This window comes from Streptomyces sp. NPDC051822, from assembly GCF_044452745.1.
Lineage (GTDB): Bacteria > Actinomycetota > Actinomycetes > Streptomycetales > Streptomycetaceae > Streptomyces.
In genome coordinates, this window is record NZ_JBITBZ010000001.1 from 553,057 (window position 1) to 571,291 (window position 18,235).

Below are 18,235 nucleotides of genomic sequence, written 5' to 3' on the forward strand. Positions count from 1 at the left end.
CGGTGGTCCCCATGTATAGCCGAGGCGGAGAGGGTTGTGAACCCTCCCGGGCCGCCATACCTGACGATACGTCAGACAGAGCGTCGGTACGCCCCCGGAAGCGCGTCTGCGCGAGCGGTCCGCCGCCGAAGGACGCACCCTTGACTCGGGACGACCGCACGAGGGGAGCCGACGGAATGATCAGACTGCTGCTCGCCGAGGACCAGGGCATGACGCGCGGGGCGCTGGCGCTGCTGCTCGGCATGGAGCACGACATGGAGGTCGTGGCGCAGGTGGGCCGCGGTGACGAGGTCGTGGACGCCGCCCTGCTCTCCAGGCCCGACGTGGCCCTCCTCGACATCGGGCTGCCGGGCCGTTCGGGCCTGGACGCGGCGGCCGACCTGCGGACCGAGGCCCCGGACTGCCGGGTCCTGATCCTCGCGACCTTCGGCCGCCCGGGCTCCCTGCGCCGGGCGATGGAGGCCGGCGCGGCGGGGTTCCTGGTGAAGGACGGGCCCGTGGAGGAGCTGGCCGAGGCGATCCGCAAGGCCCTGCGCGGCGAGACGGTCATCGACCCGGCACTCGCCGGGACGGCGGGCGCAGACCCTGCGACCGGCGTGGACCCGGCGGCCGGCTAGGCCCCCTTCACCCGCGCCCCGCCGCGGCCCGCCGGCTTCGGGAGCCAGAGGTGCATCAGGACCGCCGCAGCGACGAGGACGGCCGTCGAGACGCGGAACGCCATCGCGTAGCCGGGGACCAGGTGGTCGGAGGACGCGGCGCCGAAGTCGGGGGCGGCGGGTCCGGACGTGGCCGCGGCGACCGTGGAGAGGACGGCGAGGCCGAGGGCGCCGCCCATCGTGCGGGACGTGTTGACGAGGCCCGAGACCAGGCCCGCGTCCGACGGGGAGGCGCTGGAGGTGGCGAGGGCGGCCAGCGGGGTGGTGGCCAGGCCGAGGCCGGCCATCATCAGGACACCGGGGCCCAGGATCGTCCCCAGGAAGGTGCCGTCGGCCGTGAGGGTCGACTGCCAGGCGAAGCCCGCCGCGGCGACGAGGGTGCCGAGCACGGCCAGGTTCCGCGCGCCGACCGCCGGCATCAGCCGGGGGGCCAGCTTGGAGCCCACGATGACGGCGACGGAGCTGGGGACGAGCGCGAGGCCGGCCTGGAGCGGGGTGTAGGCGAGGACGCTCTGCGCGTACGTCGTCATGAAGAACCACATGCCGAAGGAGCTCGAACCGCACAGCAGGATCGCCACGTTGGCCGCCGTGACCGCCCGCGTTCGGAAGATCTTCAGCGGCATGAGCGGGGCCGCCGTCCGGGCCTCGACGGCCACGAAGACGGCGAGGAGCAGCACGCCGCCGAGGAGCGTGAGCAGGGTCGCCGGGTCCGTCCAGCCCGCCGCCTCGGTCTCGACGATGCCGTACGCCAGGGTGGCGAGACCGGCGGTGACGAGGACGGCTCCCGGCAGGTCGAGGCGGCGGCCCGCGCCGGTGCGGGACTCGCGCAGCCAGAGCAGTCCGCCCGCGAGGACCAGGACGCCGATGGGGACGTTGATGAGGAGGACCCAGCGCCAGGAGAGCAGCTCGACGAGGACGCCGCCGACGAATCCGCCCGCCGCGCCGCCGGCCGCGCCGACCGCCGTCCAGGTGCCGATGGCCCGGGTGCGGGCGGCTCCCGCCGGGACGGCGCTGGTGACCAGGGTGAGGGTGGCCGGGGAGAGGACGGCGGCGCCGAGGCCCTGCGCGGCGCGGGCGGCGACGAGCTGCCAGCCCTCCTCGGCGAGGCCGCCGGCGGCGGAGGCGGCGGTGAAGAGCCCGAGCCCGAGCAGGAACATCGCCTTCCGCCCGTAGAGGTCGGAGGCGCGCCCGCCGAGCAGCATGAAACCGGCGAAGGCGATGGCGTACGCGTTGAGCACCCATTGCAGCCCGAGGGCCGAGAGCCCGAGGTCGGTCCGCATCGACGGCAGTGCCACGTTCACGACGGAGACGTCGAGGACGACGAGGAACTGGCCCGCGCAGGCGGTCAGGACGACCTTCCACGGGCGGGCCGGGGGTATGGAGGGGGTGGGGGAGGTGCTCGTGGCGGAGTCCGTCTGCGACATGGATGTCATGGTCGCAGACGGCCTCCACCCCGTACATACGCCGTGAGTCCTACGGCTTGCGCAGCAGGAGGGCCGGGCGTCCGCCGCCGCTACGGCTTGCGCAGCAGCGTCACCACCGCCGCCCCGCCCAGGCCGATGTTGTGCGCGAGTCCGACCCGCGCGCCCGCCACCTGCCGCGCGCCCGCCTCGCCCCGGAGCTGCCAGACCAGTTCGGCGGTCTGCGCGAGGCCCGTCGCGCCCAGCGGGTGGCCCTTGGAGATGAGACCGCCGGAGGGGTTCACGACCCAGCGCCCGCCGTACGTGGTCGCGCCCGACTCCACGAGCTTGCCGGAGGCGCCGTCCTCGCACATGCCGAGGGCCTCGTAGGTGAGGAGTTCGTTGACGGAGAAGCAGTCGTGGAGTTCGACGACGTCGACGTCCTCGATGCCGAGCCCGGAGCGCTCGTACGCCTGGCGGGCGGCGGCCCGGGACATCGGGCGGCCGACGGCGTCGATGCAGGAGCCCGAGGCGAAGGACTCCTCGGTGTCGGTGGTCATGGCCTGCCCGGCGATCTCCACGGCCCTCCCCCGCAGCCCGTGCGCGTCGACGAAGCGTTCGGAGACGACGAGGGCCGCCGCCGCGCCGTCGGAGGTGGGCGAGCACTGGAGCCTGGTGAGGGGCCGGTGGACGGTCTTCGCCGCGAGGATCTCGTCGACGGTGTAGACGTCCTGGAACTGGGCGTTGGGGTTGTTCGCCGAGTGCTGGTGGTTCTTGGCGCCGACGGCCGCGAGCTGCACCTCGGTCGTCCCGTACCGCTCCATGTGCTCACGGGCCGCGTTGCCGAAGATCTGGGCGGTGGGCGGACTCGCCTCGAAGCCGTGGGCGGCGGCCATGATGCCGTAGTGCCGCGCGACGGGGGAGGTCGCGCCCCCGACGTCAGCGGCTCCGCCGCGGGCCCCTGCCCCCGAGCCACCCCCCAGCGCTCCCCGGCTCATCTTCTCGAAGCCGAGGGCGAGGACGCAGTCGGCGATGCCGCCCTCGACGAACTGGCGGGCGGTCATGAGGGCGGTGGCGCCGGTCGCGCAGTTGTTGTTGAGGTTGTAGACGGGGATGCCGGAGAGGCCGAGTTCGTACACGGCGCGCTGTCCCGCGGTGGAGGCCTGGAAGCAGTAGCCGACGGCGGCCTGCTCCACGCGCGCGTAGGGGACGCCGGCGTCGTCGAGGGCGGCGGTGCCGGCCTCGCGCACCATGTCCCAGTACTGCCAGTCCCGGGTCTCCGGCTTCTCGAACTTCGTCATCCCGACGCCGACGACGTACGCCTTCATCACGTGCCCCTCTCAGTCCCTGGGGAGGCCGAGCAGCCGCTCGGCGACGACATTGAGCTGTACTTGGGTGGTGCCGCCCGCGATCGTGAGGCAGCGGGACATGAGGAGCCCGTGGACGGCCCGTTCGCCGGGGCCCTCGCGCACGGCGCCTTCGGGGCCGAGGAGTTCGAGGGTGAGTTCGGCGACCTTCTGCTGGTGGAGGGTCTGGACGAGCTTGCGGACGCTGGCGCCCGCGCCCGGTTCGAGCCCGGACACCTGGAGCAGGGTGGTGCGCAGGCCGATGCACGCGAGCGCGTGCGCCTCGGCGAGGAGGGCCCCGACCCGTACGCGCACGGAGCCGTCGTGCGGCGCGGCGCGTTCGATGAGGGCTTCGAGGCCGCTGTCGAAGACGACCTGGTCGGCCATGTGGACGCGTTCGTTGCCGAGGGTGTTGCGGGCGACCCGCCAGCCGTCGCCGACCTCGCCGACGACGGCGTCGGCGGGGAGGACCGCGTCGTCGAACCAGACCTCGTTGAAGAGGGACTCCCCGGTGATCTCCTTGAGCGGCCGTACGTCGATCCCGGGGGTGTTCCGCATGTCGACGAGGAAGTAGCTGAGCCCCTGGTGCTTGGGGGCGGCGGGGTCGGTACGGGCGAGCAGGATGCCGTGGTGGGCCCACTGGGCGGCGCTCGTCCACACCTTCTGGCCGTTGATCCGCCAGCGCCCGTCGTCGGTGCGTTCGGCGCGGGTGCGGAGGGAGGCGAGGTCGGAGCCGGCGCCGGGTTCGGAGAAGAGCTGGCACCAGAGGCGCTCGCCGCGAAGGGTCGGGCCGAGGTGCTCGGCCTGCTGGGCGGGGGTGCCGTGGGCGAGGAGCGAGGGAACGACCCAGGCGCCGATGCCGAGCCCGGAGACTCCTATGCCGGCCTCGTCCATCTCCCGCTGGACGGCGAGCTGCTGGAGGGGCCCCGCGCCGAGTCCGTACGGCTCCGGGAGGTGCGGGGCCACGTACCCGGTGGGGGCGAGGACGCGCCGGGCGGCGGCGGGTTCGAGTCCGGCGGCGGGGGCGAGGGCCTCGCGGGCGGCGGCGCGGTAGGCGTCGGCCTCGGGCGGCAGGTCGAGCCGGAGACCGCGGCGGACGCCGGCGGCGGCGTGCCGGAGGGCGGCGAGGCGGTGGTGGTCGCCCGTGCCGAGGAGCTGGCGGGCGACGACGGCGCGGCGGAGCAGGAGGTGGGCGTCGTGTTCCCAGGTGAAGCCGGTGCCGCCGAGGATCTGGATGCAGTCCTTGGCGCAGGTGTACGCGGTGTCGAGGGCGGTGGCGGCGGCGAGCGCGGCGGTGAGCGACCGGGCCTCGCTGCGGGTGGCGCGGGCGGCGTCCCAGGTGAGGGCGCGGGCCTGTTCGAGCCGGACGAGCATGTCGGCGCAGAGGTGTTTGACGCCCTGGAACTGTCCGATGGGCCGACCGAACTGCTCGCGGGTACGGGCGTGTTCGGCGGCGGTGTCGACGGCGCGGGCGGCGGTGCCGCAGGCGTCGGCGGCGAGGAGGACGGCGGCGAGGTCGTGGACGAGGGCGGGGTCGGCGGTGAGCCGGCGAGCGGCGGGGACAGGGAGGGACCTGGCGGTGACCTCGGCGGTGGACCGGGTGGGGTCGGCACCGGCGTGAGGCCGCACGAGGAGCCCGGCGGCGTCCACGACGAGCCAGACGGCGCCGTCGGCGGCGGAGTCGGCGGCGGAGTCGGCGGCGGGAGTGGCGGCCCGCAGGATCACCAGGTCGGCCTGGGCGCCGCCGAGGACGGGGGGCGCGGTGCCGTCGAGGAGGTACCCGTCGGCGGTACGGACGGCGGTGAGGGAGCCGGTGTCCGCGAGGGCCACGGCGCCGATCCGCTCGCCGGAGGCGATCTCGCCCGCCAACTCCTTGAGGCCGCCCCGGTGCAGCACCTCGGCGGCGAGGACTGAGGAGAGGTACGGCCCCGGGAGCAGCGCCCGGGCGGCCTCCTCCACGACGACGGCCAGGTCTCCCAGGTCGCCGCCGCCTCCCCCGTACTCCTCGGGCAGGTGGAGCCCCAGGAGGCCCTGTCCGGCGAGGGTGTCCCAGTACCCGGGCCTGCCGGTGGCGGGCTCGGGGGCGTCGAGTTCCTTGCGGACGTCCTCCGGGGGGACGGCGCGGGCGAGCAGGCCGCGGACGGATCGGGCGAGCTCCCGCTGTTCGTGCGTGATGGCGATGCCCATGGCGCGCAGACTAGAACACGTTCCATTCTGACGGAAGGTCAGATCCGCAATCGGTGGTGCCGGCGTCCCGCGAGCGCACAACGAAAGGCCCCGTCGGTCCGCGCGGACGGATCGACGGGGCTCAGGCTTCGCGTGGCGCTCCTGAGCCGGGCGGCAGTCCCCCGACGAACGCGGCGACCAGCTTCGCCACCAGCTCCGGAGCCTCCAGGATCATCGGATGGGTGGCGTCGATCCGGTCGACGCTGATCGTCGGCCGGTCACGGGAGAGCGCGTCCAGCTCGTCGGAGACCTCGCGCGCCCACCGGGCACTGAACTCGTCGAACCACTCCATGCCGGGCGTGGGCGCCGGCCGCCGGGCGGCCTGGACCACGTACAGCGGCCGCTCGACGCCGCCCAGCCAGGCCGTCACGCCGAGTTCGCCGAGCGCGTGGAGCTCGTCGACGAGTTCGAGCGCCGCCTCCCGCCGCGGCAGCGTCTGCCGGCTGCCGTCGGGCAGCGGGCGGGCGGCGGCGCGGGCGGCGGCCTCCGCCCGGTCGGCGGGAATCCCGGACCGGGCGGAGTGGGCGACCTGCGCCTCGATGTACCCGGGCGGCGCGACGACCCCGGCCCTCGCGAGCAGCCCCTCGGTCACCTGCGCGCCGCCGGGGCGGTCACGCGGCCACCAGAAGCCGTCGAGATCGACGGCGGCACGGGCGCGGGCCCGGTCGGGGTCGGCGCGGGCGTACTCGACCGCGACGATGCCCCCGAGGGAGTGGCCGACCACGACGGCCTCGGGCACCCCGTGCGCGTCGAGGGTGTCGGCGAGGTGCTCGACCACCGTGGAGAGGGTCCACGGGGAGATCGAGGGCGAGCCTCCGTGCCCGGGAAGGTCGACGGCGAGGACCCGGTGACCCGCGGCGGCGAGCAGCGGTGCCGCGAAGTCCCAGTCGTGGAGCGAACGTCCGTAACCGTGCAGAAGAACCAGCTGGGGGCCGTCGCCCCCGAAGTCGTGTACGCGTAAGGGAGTCATCGCCCGCCACCCTAGGGGGTGTCTTGTGCCGCTTCGCTCACGGATTCGAACGGACTACTGCTCCCAGGCCGCCGCGCCGCGCAGGAGGTGGTGGTCGGACATGCCCGGCGGGCAGGGCAGCGCGTCCCCGCGCACGGTCTTGAACCACTCGTAGCCCAGGAAGACGTAGTCGATCTTGGCGGATGCGGCCGTGTGCGGCGAGCAGGCCGGGCTGGCCGTCGCCTCGCCGCTGCGGCAACGGGCCGCCGTCTGCGGGCAGTCGACGTCCGTGAAGTGCTCCTTGTCGTTCTCGTCGGCCTCCTGGAACCGGCCGGTGGAACCCGTTCCGTGGTTGTAGAGGGAGTTCATGTCGGCGTGCCCCGGCACCTGGTTGAAGTCCCCCGCCAGGACCACGGGCTCCCCCGCCGACCTGCCGGCCTCGACGAGCCTCGCCACCTCGGGGACCTGCACGGCCGTGGCCGCGTCACTGGGGTCGACGTGGGTGTTGCAGGCGCGGACCACGCGGGCGTCCAGCTCGGCCCGCGCACAGAGCAGAATGCGGTCCTCCGTGTCCTTCGTGGGCGCCTCGGGGAGGAACGTGACGCTCCGCGTCCCCGCGACGATCGAGCCCGCGCCCTTGGAGAAGATCGCGAGCCCGAAGCGCCGGTCGACCGGGTCCCACTGGTCGCACCCGGAGGCGGAGGGCAGCGACGCGCCCCACACGGTGCCGTAGGAGTCCTCGCCGGTACGCCCCGCGAGGGCGTCGCGGATCAGTTTCCACTGTCCGTAGCAGAGCTCCTGAAGCATGATCAGGTCCGTGTCCCAGGCGTCGATCTCCTGCACCAGACCGGAGACCCACGCCGACCTGGCCGCGTCGGTGGCCTCCGGCAGCGGGCACTTCGCCCCGCACACGTTGTACGAGACGAAGCGCAGCTCCGGCGCGGTCCGCGGGGTGACCTCGTCGGCCTGGGCCGGTCCGGTCCCCGCACCGAGGAGCAGACCTATCGAGAAGAGCGCGGCGAGCAGCGCTCTGAACGACGCGCGCATGGGCACGTCCTTTCATGATCGGCAACGGACGGCGCATCCTCGCACAGGACGCAGAATCCCCGCCGGGCTCGCCCGGCGGGGATTCTGCGTCATCGGGACGTCACGACGACTGGTCGTACAGCGCCGCCCGCAAGTAGGCGATCAGCTCGTCCCCCGGTACCTCCGTCCAGTCCGTCCCGGGTACCCCGACGCGCACGACCTCATAGCGTCCCTCCTCCGGCTCGCGCACCAGAATCTGGCGGCTCATCCAGTGCATCGGGTCCACCCGCAAGCGGACGGCGCGGTGGGTCATCGTGGGGAACGTGTTCCGCAGCACCTCGTCCGCATGGAGGCGGCGCAGAAGGTTCCGCTGCCCCTCGTAGTACGAGGACGACAGAAGGTCGGCCCACTGAGCGGCAGTGGGTTCTCCAGCTTCGAGCGCCCTCGTGAAGTCGTCGAGGGTCAGGAAGTCGAATCTCGCCTTCAACTCGTCCGACGGCACGCCCTCACGCCACGCGGCGATCGCCTCCACAAGCGTTCCGAGATCGTCCGTGGAGCCGATGTCCCAGCCGCACTCGGGAATGTGGACGCGCAGCCGGAACAGGCGCTCCTCCGCCGCGGTGTCGACCGACAGGTAGCCCCTCGCCGTATCGATACAGACGGCGTCCGTCTCCCACGGCTCGATGCCGATGTCACGGCCGCGCAGCTCCGCCGCCTGGCGGGCGGCCGCCGCGAGGCCACCCGCGGCGGTCACGTCCGGGTACAGATCCTCCTCATGGGAATCCATGGAGTTCATGTCCGCCTCCTCAGCAGTGGCAGTAGCCAATGACCGAACCCTTCACCTTGGGCATGTCCCCCTTCAACACCGACAGGTCCGGCATGTCCATCCGAGGTGCCAGCTCCATGGCCCCGTTCGGTCCTGTCGGTGTGTAGAAGTTGATCGAACTCCATGGGCGCTGGCCGTTGACGAGCGCCCTCGCGATCATCGACATCTCGTAGTCCGTGGCCTTTCCGTGCTCGCCGGCGATCAGACCGCGCTGCGCGGCCTTCACGAAGCCTCCGAGTTCGGTAAGCCCCGTCATGTTGATGTGCAGCGTCACGCTCGGGTCGGCGATGGCCATCTCGGCGATCCGGGCGAAATCGGCCGGGGACGCGATGGAGAAGGTGGCGAACTCGTTCGCCCTGGCCCACTCGTCGAGCGCGCCGCCCCGCTGCCACCCCAGGGCCACGTTGCAGTTGTGGACGAGGACGGGGGTGGCACCCGCCAGTACGAAGAACGTGTGCAGGTCGTCGACCGTGAGGTCGTGGACCGTGCGAGGAGTCAGACCCGAGCGGTCCAGGAGAGCGGTCACCGCCCGGACGGAGCCATCGGGAGTGCGCAGGCGATCACCGACGGTCAGGTCGGAGACCAAGGTCCACCCACGCTTCACCACGTAGAACTTGTGACCGGCGGTGCTGGACAGCTTCCCTCCGCCGGCGACGGTGATGTCCACCAGCCGCCGGGTGTCGTGCGCGAAGGTGTCGGTGACCCGGCGGGCCTCCACCCGGCCGGAGGCCGGGTCCGTGGCCTTGACGAGGTCCCCCACGGCCACCCGGCTGATGGGCCGCTGCGAGCCGTCCGCCATCAGCACCCGGGTAGTGCCGGGGAAGCTGTTCACCTTGCAGGCGGTGTACAGGTCCTCGTGGGCGTTGACCATGGCGTTGAGCTTGGCGAGCGTCCCGGGGTCCAGATCCAGGGCGTTGAGGGCCCTGAAGGCGTCACGTACGCCGACGCCCGTCTTCATGGCCGCGTCGAGGGCACGGATCCCCTCGAAGACCTTGCCGAACGCCTTGCCGGGGATGAAGTTGCTCGCCGCCCAGCCGCAGGCGCTCGCGCTGCCGTGCCAACAGTCGACGAAGTCCTGGACCAGAACCGCCTTGATGAGCTTGTAGGTGAGGGTCTCCTGGATGAGCTCCAGCTTGGAGAAATACCGGGTGACGTCCTTCTTCAGGCCCGGGATGCGCTTGCTCTCGACGAGCAGGGTGTCGGCCCTCGGGCAGCTGCCCGCGCCGGTGGCCGCCTCGGGGTCGGTGCAGAGGAAGAAGTCGACCACCGCGCTGAAGGTGACCGTGAAGGTGGTGGTGCAGCCCTCGAAGCCGACGGTGATCACGCAGGGCTCATGCTGCTTGGCGTCGGTGATCTCGACGGTGTCCTCGTTCACGACGTACCACGTGCCGCCGACCCCGGTTCCCGCGCCGGTCGAGACCTGCTGGTTCGCGGAGTTGCGCAGAGCCTCGTCGACAGCCTTCTGCGCGTCCTTGGCGTACTTCAGTGCCTCCTTGGCGGCTTCCTCCGCTTCGGTGGCGGCGGTGGCGGCACGGGTTGCGGCGGCGCGTGCGTCCTTGGCTGACTGTTCGGCCGCGGCCGCGGCCTCACGGGCCGCCTGGGCGTCGAGGGCGGCCTGGTCGGCGGAGTCGCGGGCCTGCCTGGCATAGCCCTCGGCGCGCCCGGCCGCCTGGTCGGCGGCTGCGGCGTCCGCAGCGGCCTTGCGGTCGTACTCGACGGTGCGGGCCAGGGACTGCGTGGCCTTCGCGGCGGCCACGGCGGCGTCGGCCGCGTAGCCGAGGGCCTCCTTGGAGTAGGTGCGGGCGGTCGCCGCGTGTCCGGCGGCGTTGGCCGCGTGCTGGTAGGCGATCTTCGCGTCGCCGGCCGCCTGGTCGGCGAGATTCTTGGCAGCCGCGGCCTCAGCCTGCGCGTTCTTGGCGTGGGCGTCGGCAACGGCCTTCTGCTGGTCGGCGATCGTCTTGGAGGCTTGCCCGGTCAGCACGACCAGGCCTGCGGCCGAGTCGGTGGTGGCGTAGGGCGAGCCGAGCTGGATCGCGTCGTTGGCGGGCTTGGCGACCTGTACGGCGGCGTTGCCCGCGTCCACGGCGGCCTGAGCGGTGACGTACGCGAAGCCCGCAGCCTTCGCGGAGGCCGCCAGAGCCTTGGCGGCCTCCCTGCTCGCCGCGTCCGCTTCCGCCTTGGCGGTCCTGGCCAGCGCCTCCGCCTCCTCTGCCAGTCTGACGGCGGCCGTGGCCTCCGCGGCGGCGTGCGCGGATGCCTGGATGGCGTCTGCGGCGGCGCTGGTCGCGGTCTTCACCGCGGCGTCGGCCTTCAACTTGGCGGCCTGGGCGGCGTCCGCGTTCGCGCGGGACCGCTTGGCGGCGGCCTCGGCACGGGTGGCCGCGGCGTCCGCCTCGGCGGCTGCCTCACTCGCGGCGTCCGCGGCGGTACGGGCCCGGCCCGCGGCGGCCTCGGCGTTGTTCGCGTACGTGTTGGCCGCGTCCGCCGCCGCCCTGGACTCCTGGGCGCTTTCGTCGGCCTCGTGAGCCTGCGCGTACGCCTTCTTGGCGTCCGCCTTGGCGCGGGCCGCGTCCGCCTTCTGGGCGGCGTCCCACGCGTCGGCGTTGAGGTCACGGGCGTTGTCGCGCGCCTTGACCGCGTCGTTCTTCCGCGCGACCGCCGTCGACTCGGCTGCTTCGGCCTTCTCCTTGGCGTCCTGGGCATTCTCCGCTTCGGTCTGGGCGGTCTTCTTGTGCTGGGCCGCTTCGTTCTGCTTGGTGGCGGCGGTGTCCTTCTCCGCCTTCGCCTTGGCCTCCTCGGCCTCGGCGGCAAGCCGCTTGGCGTGCGCGTCCGCGGCGGCGGCCTTGGCGTCGCCCTCCGCCTTCAGCGCGACGGCGAGCTTGGCCTCCGCCGTCTCCTTGTCCTTCTTGGCGTTGTCGCGGTGCAGCCTGGCCCCGTCGGCCGCCGCCTTCGCCTGCAGTTCGGCCGTGCGCGCGGCCTCCTTGCGGAACTCGGCGTTGACCTGGGCGGTCTGGGCGAGGGCGCGCTGTGCGATGGTCGCGCTGTCGCCGGCCGCCGCCCTCGTCGCGGCCTCGGCGGTCTCGCCCGCCTTGACCATCGCCGTCAGCGCGGCGACGGCCCCCTTGGTGACCTGGGCCTTCTGCTGGCCGACCAGGAGACCACGGCCGCGCGGGGCGCCGGCGGCGTCCGCGATGCCGTACGAGGCCTGCACGGCCGCGTCGGAGGAGACGGCCGACTTCTTGGCGGTCTCCAGCTGAGCCTTGACCGTGGCCAGATGCTTCTTCGCCGCCGCCTGGGCGTCGACGAGGCCCTTCTTCGCCGCGTCGAACTGCCCCTTCTCCGGGTACGAGAGGCTGTCGGTGCCCTTGTGGCCGGACGGCTTGACCAGGAACTTCTGGGCACTGGTGCCCTTGCAGTCCCACAGCCGCGTGTCCGTGCTCTTGGTGAAGGCGCTCAGGTCCAGGCACTTGCCGGTGGTCAGGCTCTTCAGCGGCGAGGCGGCGCGGACATCGCCCTTCCACGACTGGCCCTTGGTGCTTTGACTTCCGCTCCCCGGCCTAAAGGCCGGGGATTCCTACCACGGTCGTCTGACCGTCTCGGGGGGTTCCTGCTTCTCCGCGCTGCGCCGGGACAAGTCCCGGTCTTACCCGCGCTCGACAGGCTGACACCGCCAGTCCGGCGGCCTTGGCGACGTTGACCGCCGCATTGATGTCCCGGTCCAGCCATACGCCGCACGCCTGGCACTGCCAGATGCGGACGTGCAGCGGTTTGGGGCCGTCCTTGACGCCGCACTGCGAGCAGACCTGAGAGGTCGGCTCGAAGCGTCCGATGCGTACGAAGGTGCGCCCGTACCGGACGGCCTTGTATTCCAGCATCGCGAGGAACGCGGACCATCCGGCGTCATGGACGGACTTGGCCATCCGTGTACGGGCGAGTCCCCTGACCGCCAGGTCCTCAACGGCAACCGCTTGGTTCTCGCGGATGATCTTCGTTGAGAGCTGATGGTGGAACTCGCGCCGCGCGTCGGCCACCCGCGCGTGAGCGCGGGCGACCTTGATGCGCGCCTTGGCCCGGTTGCTGGAGCCCTTGGTCTTACGGGACAGTCGTCGCTGTTCCCGCTTGAGTTTCTTCTCCGCCCGGCGCAGGAAGCGCGGGGACTCGATCTTCGTGCCGTCCGAGAGGATCGCGAAGTGGGTGAGTCCCAGGTCGATACCCACCTCGGGCGTAGCCTCGGGCAGATCGCCGGTGCCGGTTTCCACGACGAAGCTCGCGAAGTACCTGCCGGCCGCGTCCTTGACCACGGTCACCGTGGACGGGACCGAGGGCAGTGCGCGGGACCACTTCACCCGTACATCGCCGATCTTCGGAAGAGACAGGTCCCCGCCCGGGGTGATCTTCCATCGGGCGTTCGCGGTGAACCTGACGGCCTGCCGGTTGTCCTTGCGGCTCTTGAACCGAGGTGCGCCCATGCGCGGGCGCTTGCCCGTGAGGCTGTCGAAGAAGTTCTGGTAGGCGGTGTCCAGGTCCCGAAGGGACTGCTGAAGGACCACGGCGGACACCTCGCCGAGCCAGGCCCGTTCGTTGGTCTGCTTGGCCTCGGTGATCAGCAGCCTGGACAGGTCCCCGGCCTTCGGGAACGCCTGGCCTGCGGTGCGGGCGGTCTCACGAGCGCGAAGCGCATCGTTGTAGACCACCCGCGCACACCCGAACGCCCTGGCCAGCGCGGAACGCTGGGGACCGTTCGGGTACAGGCGGAAGCTGTACCGAAGCTGCATGCCAGCCACCGTATTACGGCTGGTTCATGGCCGAGTATCAGAACATTCGTACTGGTAGGCAGTCGTCGTACGAGTGGATGAGCGTGGTCGAGAGTTGAACAAACCTGGTTTGAGCCGCAAGGAAGGCGTCCTTCACAGTGAACCAGGGCAGGCAGGGTGACCTGGGCGACGTTCACAGTGAGCCGGCATCACGACATGGCGAGGCCGTCCTTCCCCGTGGCGGTGCCGTCTCCCCGACCGCCGATGACGTTGCGCGCGTCGGCACGGGATGGTCAGTCCCCGACGCACGCGACGCTACTTAACCCCGAGTAAACATCGCTCGGCAAGAGTTGACCGGAAGTCCGTTACGCGGAACCGGGATCCGCTGACCGGTGACCTCGTCGCGCGGTACGGCTCCGCAGGGCGAGGACGACGCTCGCGACGGTCGCGGTGACGGCGGTGACCGCGAGGACGAGCAAGCCGGGGTTGACCCACCACGGGACGATCTCCTCGCCCGCGCACACCAGGCTGACGGGGAGCGCGCTGCTGGAGTCGGGGACGGCCTTGTGCCCCGCGTTGAACCAGCATGCGTCCTCCGGGAAGAGGAACGGCAGGTAGGACATGCCGTACACGTGCAGCGCACCGCCCGCGACGTACGCGAGCCCGGCGACCCACGCCGCCTTCTTGGCGGGCGTACGGCTGGGGCGGGGCGGGTCGGGCTGCGGGAGGTCGTTGCCACGGCGGGCCCGGACGAGTCCGACGTAGGTGATCCCCGCCCAGGCCGGCAGGCCGATGGCGAGGACCATCATCCCTATGAGGGTCGCCATGGTCAGCGACCGATACGCCCCTCGGCGGCGGCCCGCACGAACGCCGTGAAGGCGGCCGGGCCGGTGAGGAAGGCGGGGCCTTCGGGGTTCTTGGAGTCCCGGACGGCGACGTGAGCGGTGAGGTCGGCGACCTCGATGCATTCGCCGCCGTTGGGGCCGCTGAAGGACGACTTACGCCAGGCGGCGGCGCCGAGCGGGGCGCATTCGACGCAGTCGCCGCCACTGGAGCCGCTGTAGGACGACTTACGCCACCGCAGGTCCTGGCTGGTGCCCATACCGTTCCTCCATCACGCGTTCGATCAGCCCCGGCGAGTCCTCTCGGGAGAGTGCCGAGGCCTGCAGCCGAGCGTAGCCGACGGAACGCTCCCTGATCACTTGCGGATTGGCGGTCATATGGCCCGAGTCGTAGCTCTCCGCATAGAAGAGGTCCGGGTCGTCGTCGAAGCGCAGAACATTGAACGAACCCATCATCGCCGCGTGCTGCCCCACCTCGAAAGGAAGCACCTGCACCTGGATCCACGGATGGTCCAGAAATCCCAACGAGTGGGCGAGTTGGTTTCGCATGACCTCGGCACCACCGATCTCCCGGTACAGCACCGCCTCGTCCAGCACGACACACAACACCGGCGGGTGTTCCCGTTCCAGGATTCGCTGACGCTCCATCCGGGCCGCCACCAGCTCCTCCAGCCGCTGAGGGTTCTCGACGCTCAGCACCGCTCGGGCGTATTCGGGCGTCTGGAGCAGGCCGTAGACCAGTTGCGACTGGTACGTCGAGATGAACGTCGCCTTCGCTTCCATTTCCGCGTACGGCTGGAACCACGTCGGCAGCTGGCTCTTCAGCACCAGCCCCACGAGCCGCGAGAAGACCCCACCCGTCAGCAGCGCCGCGTCGAGCCGCTCCGAGAACTGGCGCGTCGGGACCTTCTTCGCCGTCTCTATCTGACCGATGAGCGAGGCCGTGCAGTAGAGGATCGAACCCAACTCCGCCTGGCTGAGGTTCGCCTCCTCTCTCAGGCGACGAAGCTCGGATCCGTAATAGTCCAGCGGCGAGGCACTCGGATCCAGGTTGCGGATGTTGACCACGGCCAGGTCACCCCCAAGCTCACGCGGTGAGGCGTTGCGTTCAGTCCGTAGCCGAGCGTAACGAAGCGACCCCACTCTGGTGGCATGAATCAGACAACGGACCTCTATCCAGCGGCTCTTGCGACGAGCTACCGCATGGGCTTCACCGTCGGTGAGCACTCCGCCGGTCACATGCGCCGCATCCTCCGCATGTTCCTCACGCGTTGGGAACTCGACCGCCTCGCCGCCCCGGCGACCCTCGCGCTCACCGAGCTGGTCGCGAACGTCGTCCGGCACGTGCCGGACCGGCGGTGCTCCGTGCTGATGCTGCGCGAGCCGTACGGGCTGCGGGTCGAGGTCACGGACGCCGTCCCAGGGGCCCTGATCGCGAAGCTTGCCGGCCCGCTGGAGGAGCGCGGACGGGGACTCGCGCTCGTGGAGGCCGTGACGGACCGGTGGGGGGCCGACGAGACGGCCGGCGGCAAGACGGTGTGGTTCGAGTGCGACGCCTAGGGGGCGCGTAGGGCACGATGGGCGCCCGTAGCCGCGTACCCGCCAGTAGGAGTCACCATGTCCGTGCCCGCGCCCGAGATCCTTGCCGCCTTCGAGGCCGCGAAGGGGTTCATGCCCGCCGGGGAGGGGCTCGCGCTGTACGAGGCGGCCTCGGAGGCCGCGAAGCTCGGGCTGCCGCTCCTTGAGGTCGGCACGTACTGCGGGCGTTCGACGATCCTGCTCGCGGACGTGGCCCGGCAGGCGGGGACGGTCGCGGTGACCGTCGACCACCACCGGGGCAGCGAGGAGCAGCAGCCGGGGTGGGAGTACCACGACGAGTCCGTGGTCGACCCCGAGGTGGGGCTCATGGACACGCTCCCCACCTTCCGCCGGACGCTGCGCAAGGCAGGCCTTGAGGAGCACGTCATCGCCGTGGTCGGGCGGTCGCCGCAGGTCGCGAAGGTGTGGGGCGGGCAGCTCGGCCTCGTGTTCATCGACGGCGGGCACACCGACGAGCACGCCACGAACGACTACGAGGGCTGGGCCCCCAAGGTCGCCCCCGGGGGCCTGCTCGTCATCCACGACGTCTTCCCGGACCCGGCGGACGGCGGCCAGGCCCCGTACCGGATCTACCTCCGCGCGGTCGAGTCGGGCGACTTCGAGGAGATCTCGGTCACCGACTCGATGCGGGTGCTGCGCCGCCGCTGAGCACGGGAGGTCAGTACAGCGAGGTCACGTACAGGCAGTTGGTGTAGGAGTAGCCCGGTTCGATCTTCGCCTTGCTCGACTTCGTGTCACCGGCCGAGGAGATGCCGGCGGCCCGCTTCTGGAGGAAGTGGTAGTCGCCGGCGGGCAGCAGCAGGGTCGCCTTCGGGTACTTCGAGGCCGGTCCCGTGCAGGCCTTGATCTTGGGCGAGTTGACCAGCAGCGGGGTCTTGTACTTCGTGCAGGTCCCGCACGCCTTCAGGGTGACCTTGCCGGTCATCGGGCCCGTGTAGAGCAGCTCGACCTCGCCGGGGCCGTCGTTGCTCACCACCATCACCATCCGGGCGCCGCCGGGGACGTCGGCCGGGGGCAGCTTCTTCCCGGCGTCGGCCTCCTCCTCGGCGATCTCGGCGGCGATGGCGATGGAGCGGGCGTGCGCGGCCTGCGGGCTCGTCGGGTAGTCCTTGGCGTACGCCGTCATAGTGTCGAGCGCGCTCTTGAAGTCCTTGTCCTTGAACTGGTCCGTCCCGCAGGCGAAGTCGCCCTTCTGGACCGCCGCGGCGACCTGGTCGCCGGCGTCCTCAAGTGAGGGGTCCGGCATGCCGTCGAGGGAGGCGCTGATCACGTGCAGCTCGGCGGTGGTGTCGCAGGGCTCGGCGCTCCCGGCGAGGGCGGCCGACCGGGTCTTGATCGACGCCTCGACGGCCGGAGCGACGCGGGCCGCGTGGCTCGACTTCGGGAAGTCGCCGAGGAGCTTGTTGAAGCTCTCCCTGGCGTTCGGGGTGGACGTCGCCACGCCGAGCGCCGCCGCCCCGCACTCGTAGAGCGAGTGGGCCAGCGGCTCGTCGGTCTTGGCGGGCCGGGTGCCGAGGAGGGTCTTGTCGACCGTGTCCGGGAGCCCCCGCAGGTGCGTGAGCTGCGGGACGGCCGCGCAGTACTTCTTCTCGGTGTACGGGGCGGAGAGCGTCTCGTAGTACGTGTCGAGCCGTGCGGGCACGAGCTTCCCCGCCCGCGATCCCGCGTGCTTCGTCCCGAGGTCCTGGTAGGCGGTGAGTGCCTTGCGGAAGGTCGGCTCGGCCTTGTCGAAGGGGAGACCTTCGGCGGACTTCACGAGTGCGTCGGCGGCGGCGAGCTGTTCGAGCAGGGCCTGCTGCTTCGCCTCGTCGCGGGCGGAGCCGTACGCGAGCGAACCGCCCGCGGGCACGGCGAGCAGCACGAGCGCGAGCGGCAGTGCCAGGCGGCGGAAGCCGGCGCCGATCCGCAGGGTCGCGCGCAGCCCGCGCCTGGCCCCGTCGGCGGCGACGGAGAGCAGGAAGACGCCGTAGCCGACGAGGAGCCCCTGGGGCACGCCGTCGACGTCGGCGGGGAGCGCCATCACGAGCAGGGCGGCGGTGGCGATCCAGCAGAGCGCGGCGCCGACCCAGTTGCGCAGGAGGACGTAACCGAGGCCCAGGCAGGAGAGGTTGAGCAGGCCGATCATGGCGGCCTGCGCCGGGTTCGCCTCCCCGCGCGGCTGGGCGGGCGGCTGCGCGGGCGGCTGACCGCCGTAGCCGGGGGGCGGACCGTAGCCGGGCGGCTGACCGCCGTAACCGCCCTGCGGCGGACCGTAGCCGGGCGGGGTGCCGGGCGGCGGCGTGGCTCCCGCCCCCGCCTCCGCCCAGCCGGAACCGGGCGCGGGACCGGGCGCGGGACCGGGCTGGGGTACGGGGCCGGGCGCGGCGCCCTGTGGGGCGGCGGCCGCGGCGGCCGGAGCCCCGAAGGCGAGCGTGGGCGGCCCGGCGACCGGGGCCGGAGCCACGGGCGGGGCCGGAGTCACGGGAGGCACGGGTGCGGGCGGTGCGGGCGGTGCGGCCGGAGCGGCAGGAGCGGCAGGAGGCACCGGTGCAGCCGGTGCAGCCGGTGCAGCCGGTGCAGCCGGTGCAGCCGGAACGGGCGCGGCCCAGGGACGGTCATCGATCGGCTCAGG

At 72.0% G+C, this 18,235-nt stretch carries 13 protein-coding genes and 2 pseudogenes; 3 read left to right on the top strand and 12 right to left on the bottom strand.

Translation table 11 applies throughout. The features are described from left to right. Positions 1-176: 176 nt before the first annotated feature. Positions 177-593, top strand: a pseudogene (locus tag ACIA8N_RS02515) (response regulator); the annotation flags it as partial. Between the two features lie 20 nt (positions 594-613). Here ACIA8N_RS02515 and ACIA8N_RS02520 read toward each other — a convergent pair. The 11 genes and pseudogenes from ACIA8N_RS02520 to ACIA8N_RS02570 all read right to left on the bottom strand — a co-directional run bounded on the left by ACIA8N_RS02520 (position 614) and on the right by ACIA8N_RS02570 (position 15,093). Continuing rightward, entirely contained in the window at positions 614-2,080 is a 1,467-nt protein-coding gene (locus ACIA8N_RS02520) for an MFS transporter (protein ID WP_399415508.1), read from the bottom strand. An 89-nt stretch (positions 2,081-2,169) separates the two neighbouring features. Further along, complete coding sequence (locus tag ACIA8N_RS02525) at positions 2,170-3,384, bottom strand: lipid-transfer protein (protein WP_365777344.1); 1,215 nt, start codon at positions 3,382-3,384, stop codon at positions 2,170-2,172. Positions 3,385-3,396: 12 nt separating this feature from the next. After that, positions 3,397-5,589, bottom strand: coding sequence for an acyl-CoA dehydrogenase (locus ACIA8N_RS02530; RefSeq protein WP_365777346.1), 2,193 nt, complete (start codon positions 5,587-5,589; stop codon positions 3,397-3,399). Between the two features lie 121 nt (positions 5,590-5,710). Further along, positions 5,711-6,598 (bottom strand): alpha/beta hydrolase, encoded by an 888-nt coding sequence (locus ACIA8N_RS02535; protein ID WP_365777348.1) that lies wholly within the window; start codon positions 6,596-6,598, stop codon positions 5,711-5,713. Between the two features lie 54 nt (positions 6,599-6,652). Continuing rightward, positions 6,653-7,624 (bottom strand): endonuclease/exonuclease/phosphatase family protein, encoded by a 972-nt coding sequence (locus ACIA8N_RS02540; protein WP_365777350.1) that lies wholly within the window; start codon positions 7,622-7,624, stop codon positions 6,653-6,655. 100 nt (positions 7,625-7,724) lie between these two features. Then, positions 7,725-8,399, bottom strand: a complete 675-nt coding sequence (locus tag ACIA8N_RS02545; protein ID WP_365777352.1) for a hypothetical protein — start codon at positions 8,397-8,399, stop codon at positions 7,725-7,727. Between the two features lie 10 nt (positions 8,400-8,409). Then, positions 8,410-11,967, bottom strand: a pseudogene (locus tag ACIA8N_RS02550) (polymorphic toxin-type HINT domain-containing protein); the annotation flags it as partial. A 19-nt stretch (positions 11,968-11,986) separates the two neighbouring features. Further along, the gene (locus ACIA8N_RS02555) at positions 11,987-13,204 is read right to left on the bottom strand and encodes an RNA-guided endonuclease TnpB family protein (protein ID WP_365777354.1); all 1,218 of its coding nucleotides are present in this window, start codon (positions 13,202-13,204) and stop codon (positions 11,987-11,989) included. Between the two features lie 344 nt (positions 13,205-13,548). After that, on the bottom strand, positions 13,549-14,010 hold the full coding sequence (locus tag ACIA8N_RS02560) for a hypothetical protein (protein WP_365777357.1): 462 nt from the start codon (positions 14,008-14,010) through the stop codon (positions 13,549-13,551). Positions 14,011-14,012: 2 nt separating this feature from the next. Then, positions 14,013-14,285, bottom strand: coding sequence for a DUF397 domain-containing protein (locus tag ACIA8N_RS02565; RefSeq protein WP_365777359.1), 273 nt, complete (start codon positions 14,283-14,285; stop codon positions 14,013-14,015). After that, positions 14,254-15,093: a helix-turn-helix transcriptional regulator gene (locus tag ACIA8N_RS02570; RefSeq protein ID WP_365777361.1), complete on the bottom strand. Its 840-nt coding sequence runs from the start codon at positions 15,091-15,093 to the stop codon at positions 14,254-14,256. The genes ACIA8N_RS02565 and ACIA8N_RS02570 overlap by 32 nt, the downstream gene beginning before the upstream one ends. Before the next feature lie 84 nt (positions 15,094-15,177). Here ACIA8N_RS02570 and ACIA8N_RS02575 point away from each other — a divergent pair, with 84 nt between their 5' ends. Together ACIA8N_RS02575 and ACIA8N_RS02580 are read left to right on the top strand one after the other, a co-directional pair. Beyond that, positions 15,178-15,585, top strand: coding sequence for an ATP-binding protein (locus tag ACIA8N_RS02575; RefSeq protein ID WP_365777363.1), 408 nt, complete (start codon positions 15,178-15,180; stop codon positions 15,583-15,585). Between the two features lie 57 nt (positions 15,586-15,642). Continuing rightward, on the top strand, positions 15,643-16,272 hold the full coding sequence (locus ACIA8N_RS02580; protein ID WP_365777365.1) for a class I SAM-dependent methyltransferase: 630 nt from the start codon (positions 15,643-15,645) through the stop codon (positions 16,270-16,272). A 10-nt stretch (positions 16,273-16,282) separates the two neighbouring features. Here the strand turns inward: ACIA8N_RS02580 and ACIA8N_RS02585 are convergent, their stop codons facing one another. Beyond that, positions 16,283-18,067 carry a hypothetical protein gene (locus tag ACIA8N_RS02585; RefSeq protein WP_365777367.1) on the bottom strand — a complete coding sequence of 595 codons (1,785 nt, stop codon included), beginning with the start codon at positions 18,065-18,067 and terminating at the stop codon, positions 16,283-16,285. Positions 18,068-18,235 lie beyond the last annotated feature (168 nt).

Bases quoted from the DNA above. Each gene is read 5' to 3' on its own strand.
- ACIA8N_RS02520 (WP_399415508.1), bottom strand. From the start codon at position 2,080: ATGTCGCAGACGGACTCCGCCACGAGCACCTCCCCCACCCCCTCCATA.
- ACIA8N_RS02525 (WP_365777344.1), bottom strand. From the start codon at position 3,384: ATGAAGGCGTACGTCGTCGGCGTCGGGATGACGAAGTTCGAGAAGCCG.
- ACIA8N_RS02530 (WP_365777346.1), bottom strand. From the start codon at position 5,589: ATGGGCATCGCCATCACGCACGAACAGCGGGAGCTCGCCCGATCCGTC.
- ACIA8N_RS02535 (WP_365777348.1), bottom strand. From the start codon at position 6,598: ATGACTCCCTTACGCGTACACGACTTCGGGGGCGACGGCCCCCAGCTG.
- ACIA8N_RS02540 (WP_365777350.1), bottom strand. From the start codon at position 7,624: ATGCGCGCGTCGTTCAGAGCGCTGCTCGCCGCGCTCTTCTCGATAGGT.
- ACIA8N_RS02545 (WP_365777352.1), bottom strand. From the start codon at position 8,399: ATGAACTCCATGGATTCCCATGAGGAGGATCTGTACCCGGACGTGACC.
- ACIA8N_RS02555 (WP_365777354.1), bottom strand. From the start codon at position 13,204: ATGCAGCTTCGGTACAGCTTCCGCCTGTACCCGAACGGTCCCCAGCGT.
- ACIA8N_RS02560 (WP_365777357.1), bottom strand. From the start codon at position 14,010: ATGGCGACCCTCATAGGGATGATGGTCCTCGCCATCGGCCTGCCGGCC.
- ACIA8N_RS02565 (WP_365777359.1), bottom strand. From the start codon at position 14,285: ATGGGCACCAGCCAGGACCTGCGGTGGCGTAAGTCGTCCTACAGCGGC.
- ACIA8N_RS02575 (WP_365777363.1), top strand. From the start codon at position 15,178: ATGAATCAGACAACGGACCTCTATCCAGCGGCTCTTGCGACGAGCTAC.
- ACIA8N_RS02580 (WP_365777365.1), top strand. From the start codon at position 15,643: ATGTCCGTGCCCGCGCCCGAGATCCTTGCCGCCTTCGAGGCCGCGAAG.